The sequence below is a fragment of the Clostridium sp. Cult2 genome (assembly GCF_021655075.1).
Classification (GTDB): domain Bacteria; phylum Bacillota; class Clostridia; order Tissierellales; family Tepidimicrobiaceae; genus Schnuerera.
In genome coordinates this window covers 17,882-27,407 of record NZ_PPXX01000039.1, presented here as the reverse complement: position 1 = coordinate 27,407, position 9,526 = coordinate 17,882, and the positions used below count along the sequence as shown (strand labels likewise).

Here is a 9,526-nt window from a genome sequence, read left to right as displayed (position 1 = left end):
GCGATGGCTACCATTAATCCATATATTTAAAATTTTCTAGGTCCTTTTTAGCTTAATTTTTTTATTTTATTTTTTCATAGGTTACTTTACACTATCAAACTAATCACCTTCTATTATAACAAAAATTTGCAAAAAAAGAACCTTTGATAATTTATATAGCTAAGTTTTTGTAAAATATTATTCCATTATAAATAGCCTATTGAAAGTTCAATAGGCTATTGGAACATTATTAAATATTTCGATTTTAATCTTCCTGTATTAATACATTTTCATAAAGTTCACATCTCTCAATACAGCATAGACCACAAACATTATTTATACAGGAAATTGCCCCACATTTTTTATAAATATGTTTTTGTTTTGATTTGTTGGATTTGATAGTTTTGAAATTTTCCTTCATATTCATCTACCCCTCTTTGTTAGTTATAATAAAATTATAGCATGTAAACAATTATAATACAAGGGATTTTTCAGAAAAATGAAATTAATACAATATAATGTTGCAATAATTCCTGCATAACTAATAAAATATCAAACATTATGCAAGTTATATTTCATAAGGATGCAGTTATAGGTTTATCTACTATTTTTAAACAATTTTTGAAAAAAGCTTCTATTACTTTCCATCCTTTTAATTTTTTCCTTCAATCCAGCTACTTCATAAGATTTTTCTTTAAATTTCATCTTTAGCTTTGCATTTTCACAAATTAACACATCTCTCTCTTTACTGTTTAATTCATTCCTTAATGCTATTATTTCTTCTATTAATTCCTTTATTATTTTTTCATTGTATTCGGTGTTGTTTTCCAGTATTTTTATTAAATCATCAAAAAAAACTTCTTGTAAATTTACACTTATTTCCCTAGCTAATTCAATAGAGTCAATACTTTGCTGTGAGCTGATACTTGTTAAAGCCGTTTCTTCATTGCTAGTTACTAACATTTCTGGTGATCTCAAAATCAATTTAATTTGTTTATTGCTAAAACCTTTGTCCTGAAGAGATTTTATATATTGAAATAATTCGATTTCTATATAGGTATAATATCTGTGATTAGATTCATTTCTTGGAATTTCTAGTTCAAATTCTTTTTCATAATATCTAAGTACATGAGGAGGGTAGCTTGTCAACTCAGCCACTTCAGATATTGTATATTGTTTATCTACTTCTAACATTTTTATACCCCCTTAAAAACAGTCTTATTATAGTATTCTTTAATACTTTTAAAATTCCTTTATAAAAAATAATATTTTATTAAACAAATGTTGATATAATATTTCAAAAATCTTCATAGAGTTTTTTAATATAAGTTAAAAAAAGAGCTGAAAATTTCAGCTCTTATGACTATAAACTAATATCATCTAATAGTAGTTTTGTTAATAACTTTATGGAATTTATAATATCACTTTTTGAAGCCATTTCTATGGTGGAATGAACATATCTAGTTGGAATAGATATTACTCCAGAAGGTACACCTTCTTTTGTTAAATGGATAGCTCCTGAATCAGTACCGCCAAATTCTAATACTTCCAGTTGGTAGGAGATATCATTTTTCTTTGCAATGTCTATCATAATTTGCCTTAGTTTTGGATGAGTTAAAATGGAGTTATCTTTTACTTTTATTGCAGTACCTTTATTTAATCCAACTGCAAAAGTCTTGGCTTTAGGTGTATCGCCACTTCCTGTAACATCAATAGCTATACCAATATCAGGGTTTATTCTATATGCAGAAGTTTTAGCTCCCCTAAGACCTACTTCTTCCTGAACTGTAAATACGAAATATAAATCGTTTACGGGAGTATTAATTTGCTTAATAGTTTCTATGGCTACAAAACAGCCTACCCTATCATCTAAACATTTTGTAAATACTACATTATCGTTTTCGCCATATTCAGACTTATAAACACATATATCTCCAATATCAACTAACTTTTCAGCTTCTTCTTTATTATTAACTCCTATATCAATAAACATATTTGACAACTTAAGCTTAGAAATATCTTCCATTGGTTCTGCTGAAATAACTCCTAGGGTTCCATTTTCAAATATAACTTGTTGACTTAATGTAATATATGGTGATATTCCACCAATGTTGGTGAATCTTAAGAAACCTTTATCATCAATATCAGTAATCATAAATCCAATCTGGTCCATGTGAGCAGCTATCATAACTTTCTTTCCATTACCTTTTTTCCTAGCGATTAAATTTCCCAAATCATCAACATTAATCTCATCAACATAATCTCCAATTTCTTTCTTTATATAATCTCTAATAATATTCTCATTTCCTGAAGGTCCATAAACACTAACTAATTCCCTTAATAATTGACTATTAAACTTCATATTATAGTTCCCCCTTTTTATATTTAGATAGAATAGCTTTAAGCAATTTATAAGTATTTTCATAATCCTTTTTACTCATTACTGATGTAGGTGAGTGGATATTTCTACAAGGTACTGATATTGTGGTTGTAATAGAACCTTCTTTAGTAGTGTGAATCTTTCCTGAATCGTTTCCGCCCATTGATGTTTTTCTATATTGATAAGGTATATTATTTTCTTCAGCGATGTTAGTTATTTTTTTTCTGAAATCTTTGTTAAATAAGGTTGTTCTGTCTATTAATGAAATTGCTGGACCCTTGTTCAAATATGTTGGTATTAAATGTTCATCTAATTTTGGCACATCGTAACATAGAGTTCCTTCTAAGACAATACTAATATCAGGGTTTACCCTATAGGTAGCAGGACCTGCTCCTACAAGACCTATTTCCTCCATTACGGTAAAAACGCCATAAAAACTGATATCATCAACCTCTTTAAGTAGTTCAACTAATAAACTGCAGCCTACACGATTGTCTAACGCTTTTGCTTTAACTTGATTCTCACCAAATTCAACGTATTCACTATGAAAACTTACATAATCACCAATATTCACCAATTCCTCTGCTTCTTCTTTAGTATTTACTCCGATATCTATATATAACTGGTCAATATTTAATGCCTTTTGCCATTCTTCTCTTTTTTGTAAATGAATGGGCTTTGCTCCAATAACACCTAATATTTTATTTTTCCCTACTAAAACGGGTTTGGAAACCAGAATTCTTTTGTCAATTCCCCCTACCGTTGTAAATTTTAGTAGACCTACATTATCGATATCTGTAACCATTAATCCTACTTCGTCCATGTGAGCTGCTATCATTAATTTTTTTGAACTACTCTTTCCTTTTTTATAGGCAATAATATTTCCTAATTTATCAACCTTCACATCATCTACATGATTATTTATTTCATCAAGTATAATATCCCTAACTTCTTTCTCATTACCAGATACACCTGACGCTTCAGTTAATTTCTTTAGTAACATAATAACCCCTCCAAATTCTCATTTGAAATAGAAGCTATGAAAAATGCTAAAAGTTTAGCTGTATTCTTTAAATCCTTCATATCAATTATCTCTACTGAAGTATGCATATATCTCAATGGTATGGACAAGCATAAAGTAGGGATACCTTCTCTTGTAATTTGCATTGCTCTTCCGTCAGTTCCAGTTGGTCCAGGTGTTATTTCAAATTGGTAAGGAATATTATACTCTTTAGCTACTTCCACCATTTTATCTTTTAATCCTGGATGAATATTACCTCCTATAGTAATTCCAGGGCCTTTAGTCATGTCAAGAGTATCAGTTTTTGGTAATTCTGGAGTAGAACCAAATCCTACATCTATTGCAATACCAATATCAGGATTTATTCTATAAGTGCTTGTAAAAGCTCCCCTCATCCCTACTTCTTCTTGTACGGTAGCTACAAAATATATATCAGCTTGGTGGTTTATATTTGACAGTTCTTTAATGCATTCAAACATGGCAGCTACTCCTGCTTTGTCATCTAAGGATTTCCCCATTATTCTGCTACCTTGCAACGTGCTAAAATCCCTCTTAATTGTAATTGGATCGCCTATTTTGATTAATTCCTCTATTTTTTCTTTTGGATATCCAACATCAATTATCATATCCTCCATTTTTATTGTTTTATTAATTTCTGAAGGTTCTTGTAAATGAGGTGGTTTTGAGCCAATAAGTCCATATAAATCTCTACTTCCATGGACTATTACCTCTTGTCCTAAAATAGTTCTAGGGTCTATACCTCCTATGTTGGTAAATCTTAAAAACCCGTTATCTTCAATGTATTTTACCATTAACCCGATTTCATCCATATGGGCAGAAATCATTATTTTTAGATTTGATTGGTTATTTACACCTTTTTTTAATATTATTATATTACCTAATTTGTCAACCCATATTTGGTCAGCATGTTTTTTGAAGGTGGATATAATGCGATCATTAAGTCTAAATTCATATCCTGATACACTACTACCATTACTTAATAACTTTAAAAACTCTTTAGTATCCAATTTGAAACCCCCTTTAATATATATTATTACGTTATCAGATTAAATTTATATGAACCACTAATCCATTTTCTTGTAGAAGAAAGTTTTAATGGTCCTAAAATTGTATCTTTCAGGTAATATTATCTGTTCCGTACTTCCAACAAAAAGAATACCATCACTGCTTAAACTGCTATGAAACTTTTTATACAAAAGTTCTTTAGCTTCATCAGTAAAATATATCATCACATTCCTGCATGTAATTAAATCTATATCCTTAGGAAATGAATCCTTTAGTAGGTCTAATCTATTAAATTTCACACATTTTTTTATTTCTTCTTTAATTTTATAGGAGTCTCCAATCTGTTGGAAATATTGTTCCTTAAATTTAACTGGTAAATTAACTAAAGCTTTTTCAGAATAAATGCTTGTCTTAGCTTTCTCGATTGCACCAACATCAATATCAGTTGCTAATATTTTAATTTCATCTAAAGGATAAAAATTGCTCATTAACATGACCAAAGAATATGGCTCTTCACCTGTAGAGCAGGCAGAACTCCAAATTTTTAATGGTCTTTTGACTTTGTCAATTAGATTAGGTAAAATATCTGTTTTTAGGACTCGCCATTGGGATGGATTTCTATAGAATTCTGATACATTAATTGTCAGATAGTTAATAAATTGGTCTAACAAAACTTTATCAGATTTTAATTCTTGAAAATATTTATTAAAATCATCAAATCCATTTCTATTCATTAAGGAAGTTATTCTTCTTTTCATTTGTTTTTCTTTATAATAGTTTAAATCTATATTAATTAAATCGTTAATATTTTTCTTAAAGATTTCATATTTGTTCATGGATTCCCCCTAAATTTATTGCTAGTGAAATCATAATAGATTAAATTTAAAAAATTTCTGTGGTATATAGGTATATAAACCACAGAAATTTATTGTAAAGGGGGTCTTGATGTAGTTTGTGAGGTCACATTTATATTCTTCTCAACATTATAGATAAAATACATCAATTCCCTTTACAATTTTAGTTGTCTTTGACAATATCTTCTAATGTTATATCCATTTCTTGATTTTCATAGATTTCACTTTTTTCATCTTCTTTTTCTTCCCTATCTTCTTCAATTGCCTTCATACTTAAACTAATTCTTTGATTTTCTTCATTAATGTCAATAATTTTTACTGTAACCTGTTGTCCAACTTTTAATCTGTCAGATGGTTTATTTACATGTTCTTTAGATATTTGAGAAACATGAACTAATCCATCTACTCCTTCTTCCAATCTAACAAATGCTCCAAAATCTAAAATATTGACAACCTTACCAAAAACTATATCTCCAATATTTCTTTTATCTATGAAGACATCCCAAGGTTTTGGTAAAATTTGTTTTAGACCTAGTGATATTCTATTTTTATTTTTGTCAAAATCTAAAATTTGCACCTGAATTTTGTCACCTTCACTTATAACTTCGGATGGGTGACTTATCCTATACCAAGATAAATCAGAAATATGAATTAAGCCATCTAAACCGCCAATGTCTACAAAGGCACCAAAATCAGTTAGTCTTTCTACTTTGCCATCAATTATATTTCCAATTTCTAAGCTATCCCAAAGCTCTTCCCTTTTCTTCTCTAATTCTTCTTGTTCAACTATTTTGCTGGATAGTATAATCCTTTTTCTATTTCTGTCAAAATCGATAATTTTTGCAATCAGTTTTTTACCTTTATAAGCACTTAAATCATCAACATAGGTTACAGATATTTGAGATGCGGGTACAAAAGCATTTATACCATTTACTAATACAGATAATCCACCTTTAACATCTGTTAGCACTTTACATTCTATTTTTTCTTTATTCTTATAAGCATTTTCAAGCTTCTCCCAGCTTTTAATAATTTCTAGTCTTTTTGTAGAAAGAACAACATTTCCTTCTCCATCATCTAATTTTACTACATATACTTCTATTTCATCTCCCTCTTTGTAAATATCTTTAGGCTTTACTTCGGAATCATTTGATAATTCTTCTTTAGTAATAATTCCATCAGATTTATAATTGATATTTACCATGATTTCATTTTCAGTAACATAAATAACTGTACCTTTTATAATGTCCCCTCTGCGAACTTTGACTAGTGTATTTTCTATTGCTTCCATTATTTCATTATCATTGATATTATCCATAGTATTGACAACCTCCTTAATTATCCAATCAGGTGTAGAAGCACCTGCAGTTATTCCTATTGTATTAAATTTTACTATCTCTTGTAAAGGTAAATCTTTAGGTAATTCAATATGATATACATTATCGCGATACATTTTACTAATATCTACTAATTTATTCGTATTCGAACTGTGATAACCACCTATTACAATCATAGCTTCAACCTTTTTTGCTAATTCTTTGCAGGCATTCTGTCTTAAATTAGTAGCGTTACATATTGTGTTAAACATCTTAACCTCTTTGCCCTTTTTTGAAACAATATCAGATAACATTTTAAATTTTTCCAATGTATTAGTTGTCTGTGAAACAATACAAATTTTATCATATGTTGAAACATTTTCTGCTTCATCTACATTATTTATAATAATTCCATCATCATTGCACCACCCATTAATTCCAATAACTTCAGGGTGATTTTTGTTGCCTATTATAACAATTTTGTAGCCTTTATCATTATATTCCTTTACTTTTTTATGAACTGATTTGACATAAGGACAAGTAGTGTCTATTAATTCTAAATTTAAATCTTCAATTTTTCTTTGAACCTTATAAGGTATTCCGTGGGACCTTATTATAACTTTCCCATTTTCAATAGATTCAACATCATCGATAACCCTTAAACCTGCTTCCTTTAGCTTGTCCACTACTTGAGGATTATGAATTAGTGGACCTAAGGAATAGGTGTTTACACCCCCTGAATCTTTCATTGTTTTCTCAGCAATAGTAACTGCTCTTTTAACTCCAAAACAATAACCAGCATGTTCAGCAATATAAATCTCCACATTTTTTCCTCCTATGCTCTATTTAATGAATAGATAGATTTTAAAATATATTTACTAATATCCTTATAATCTTCAGTAGAAAGCTTTTTATCAAAGTATTCATCTAATAATATAGGACTACCTATCCTTACTACAACTCTACTGAATAATTTATATTTTGAATGAATATATACAGGGATAACTGATGATTTTCCCTTTATACTGATTAAGCTTACTCCTGGTTTTGCACTATCTAAATTCATTTTTTTTACTCTAGTGCCTTCTGGAAAAATACCTAGTATTCTTTCATTTTTTAATACTTTTAAAGATGATCGAATAGCTGAAATATCTGAAGCTTTTCTATCTACGGGGAAAGCACCTAACTTATTAATTAATTTGCCAAGAATTTTATTCTCAAACAATTCTTTTTTTGCCATAAACGATATAGGTCTAGGAACAGATATGGCTAAAACAATTGGATCTAAAAGACTAATATGATTGGAACATAATACTGCTCTTCCTTCAATGGGTATATTTTCTTGACCTTCAATATCTATTCTAAACAAAATCCTAAATATTATATTTGCAATAAATCGAACTACTTTATAAAAATGCAATTAATTACCTCCCTTCAATAATAGCAATAATATCATTTATACATTCCTCAACTGTTTTGTTTGTTGTATCGATTTCATATGCATCTGAACTTTTTTTTAAGGGAGCAATTTCTCTTGTACTGTCTATTCTATCTCTACTTTTAATTTCAGATAATATTTGTTCGTAAGAAATATTTTTTTCTTTTTTTTCTAACAATTCTTTATACCTTCGTCTTGCTCTTTCTTCAACAGAAGCTGTTATAAAGAATTTATAATTAGCGTTTGGAAGGACTACTGTTCCTATATCCCTTCCATCCATAATAACATTATTAGATTCAGATAATTTCCTTTGTAATTCTACCATACTTTCTCTAACTTCTTTAATCTTTGAAATAATTGAAACATTATTATTAATTATGTTTTTTCTAATTTCTTCATCAACTCTTGTCCCATCTAAATAGATATGATTATCTTTAAAACAAATAGAAGTAGTATCCATTATATTCAATATTTTTTCTGTATCTTCAGGATTAATCCCTGCCTCTAGTATTTTTAGTGTTAAAGCTCTATACATAGCTCCAGTATCAATATATTCTAATTCTAAGATTTTAGCAAGTTTTTTAGCTATAGTGCTTTTACCTGCTCCTGCAGGACCATCTACCGCAATTATTAGTCTTCTATTAGCCATTCTAATCCTCCTAATAAAATAATAACCACCCATTGGTGGCATTGTTGTTTTTATTCATTTAAATCTGGTCTCAATGTTTTGGCTTCTCTAAGATATATATGGATTACATCCTTTTGTTCTATTGAATCCTGATATAGAATCATTACTCTAATACACTTATTAATACTGCCTATAACATCCATCTCATTAAAGCACATTAAACCACATCGAGTATATCCTAACAACCTAGCAGCCTTAGCAGGGTATTCAGCATTTAAATCTTTAGTTGATGAGAATAATATACTAATAACATTATCTTTTATTAGATTATTATCATTTTCTATTTTTAACAGTAATTCTTTTGTGGCATCAATAATTTCCACTTTACTATTATTTTCAACAGTAGTAGCTCCTCTAATAGAAACCATTCTCAATTATACCACTTCCCTTAATAATTATATATTAAAACTTATAATCAAACAAGCTATTTTAATTTAACTTTACTCAATATTTCTATACTTTGTGATGTTATAACAATTGTATCTAGTTTAGGTAAGTCCATATTAGTACTTACCCCAATGACTTTAATTTTTAATGGATTATTATATTTTGTTCCATCAATTTCTATCATATCATTGTGATGTACATATATTTTTATTTCATCATTTTTAGTAAAATCATCAATATACTCACCATTTAATAATATTTCAATATTGTTATAATCTGGTGTCAAATTTTTCAATATAATTACTCCCTTTTCGTATGAGTCTGAAGAATTAAAAAAAGAGAATAATTTACTATCTTTGTGTGTCATTGTAGAAAACACTTGGTTATTATTGTAGCTGAAATACTGGATAGTCAATAAGAGCAATAAAGATAACAGT

Annotated in this window: 11 protein-coding genes; all 11 read right to left on the bottom strand. The window is 28.7% G+C overall.

Annotated features, from left to right (window positions below; all coding sequences use genetic code 11):
- Positions 1-244: 244 nt before the first annotated feature.
- Positions 245-400: a hypothetical protein gene (locus tag C3E90_RS04460; protein ID WP_236914464.1), complete on the bottom strand. Its 156-nt coding sequence runs from the start codon at positions 398-400 to the stop codon at positions 245-247.
- Between the two features lie 176 nt (positions 401-576).
- Positions 577-1,173 carry a MerR family transcriptional regulator gene (locus C3E90_RS04455; RefSeq protein WP_236914463.1) on the bottom strand — a complete coding sequence of 199 codons (597 nt, stop codon included), beginning with the start codon at positions 1,171-1,173 and terminating at the stop codon, positions 577-579.
- A 169-nt stretch (positions 1,174-1,342) separates the two neighbouring features.
- Entirely contained in the window at positions 1,343-2,341 is a 999-nt protein-coding gene (locus C3E90_RS04450) for a M42 family metallopeptidase (protein ID WP_236914462.1), read from the bottom strand.
- A 1-nt stretch (position 2,342) separates the two neighbouring features.
- The gene (locus C3E90_RS04445; RefSeq protein ID WP_236914461.1) at positions 2,343-3,362 is read right to left on the bottom strand and encodes a M42 family metallopeptidase; all 1,020 of its coding nucleotides are present in this window, start codon (positions 3,360-3,362) and stop codon (positions 2,343-2,345) included.
- Positions 3,353-4,408, bottom strand: a complete 1,056-nt coding sequence (locus tag C3E90_RS04440; RefSeq protein ID WP_236914460.1) for a M42 family metallopeptidase — start codon at positions 4,406-4,408, stop codon at positions 3,353-3,355. The genes C3E90_RS04445 and C3E90_RS04440 overlap by 10 nt, the downstream gene beginning before the upstream one ends.
- A 57-nt stretch (positions 4,409-4,465) precedes the next feature.
- Positions 4,466-5,242: a CheR family methyltransferase gene (locus C3E90_RS04435; RefSeq protein WP_236914459.1), complete on the bottom strand. Its 777-nt coding sequence runs from the start codon at positions 5,240-5,242 to the stop codon at positions 4,466-4,468.
- 181 nt (positions 5,243-5,423) lie between these two features.
- On the bottom strand, positions 5,424-7,400 hold the full coding sequence (locus C3E90_RS04430) for a bifunctional 4-hydroxy-3-methylbut-2-enyl diphosphate reductase/30S ribosomal protein S1 (RefSeq protein ID WP_236914458.1): 1,977 nt from the start codon (positions 7,398-7,400) through the stop codon (positions 5,424-5,426).
- An 11-nt stretch (positions 7,401-7,411) separates the two neighbouring features.
- Positions 7,412-7,996, bottom strand: coding sequence for a lysophospholipid acyltransferase family protein (locus C3E90_RS04425; RefSeq protein ID WP_236914457.1), 585 nt, complete (start codon positions 7,994-7,996; stop codon positions 7,412-7,414).
- 4 nt (positions 7,997-8,000) lie between these two features.
- Positions 8,001-8,663, bottom strand: coding sequence for a (d)CMP kinase (gene cmk / locus C3E90_RS04420; RefSeq protein ID WP_236914456.1), 663 nt, complete (start codon positions 8,661-8,663; stop codon positions 8,001-8,003).
- A 50-nt stretch (positions 8,664-8,713) separates the two neighbouring features.
- The gene (aroH, locus tag C3E90_RS04415) at positions 8,714-9,070 is read right to left on the bottom strand and encodes a chorismate mutase (RefSeq protein ID WP_236914466.1); all 357 of its coding nucleotides are present in this window, start codon (positions 9,068-9,070) and stop codon (positions 8,714-8,716) included.
- Between the two features lie 56 nt (positions 9,071-9,126).
- Positions 9,127-9,384, bottom strand: coding sequence for a hypothetical protein (locus C3E90_RS04410; protein ID WP_236914455.1), 258 nt, complete (start codon positions 9,382-9,384; stop codon positions 9,127-9,129).
- Positions 9,385-9,526 lie beyond the last annotated feature (142 nt).

Bases quoted from the DNA above. Each gene is read 5' to 3' on its own strand.
- C3E90_RS04455 (WP_236914463.1), bottom strand. From the start codon at position 1,173: ATGTTAGAAGTAGATAAACAATATACAATATCTGAAGTGGCTGAGTTG.
- aroH (WP_236914466.1), bottom strand. From the start codon at position 9,070: ATGGTTTCTATTAGAGGAGCTACTACTGTTGAAAATAATAGTAAAGTG.
- C3E90_RS04450 (WP_236914462.1), bottom strand. From the start codon at position 2,341: ATGAAGTTTAATAGTCAATTATTAAGGGAATTAGTTAGTGTTTATGGA.
- C3E90_RS04460 (WP_236914464.1), bottom strand. From the start codon at position 400: ATGAAGGAAAATTTCAAAACTATCAAATCCAACAAATCAAAACAAAAA.
- C3E90_RS04435 (WP_236914459.1), bottom strand. From the start codon at position 5,242: ATGAACAAATATGAAATCTTTAAGAAAAATATTAACGATTTAATTAAT.
- cmk (WP_236914456.1), bottom strand. From the start codon at position 8,663: ATGGCTAATAGAAGACTAATAATTGCGGTAGATGGTCCTGCAGGAGCA.
- C3E90_RS04445 (WP_236914461.1), bottom strand. From the start codon at position 3,362: ATGTTACTAAAGAAATTAACTGAAGCGTCAGGTGTATCTGGTAATGAG.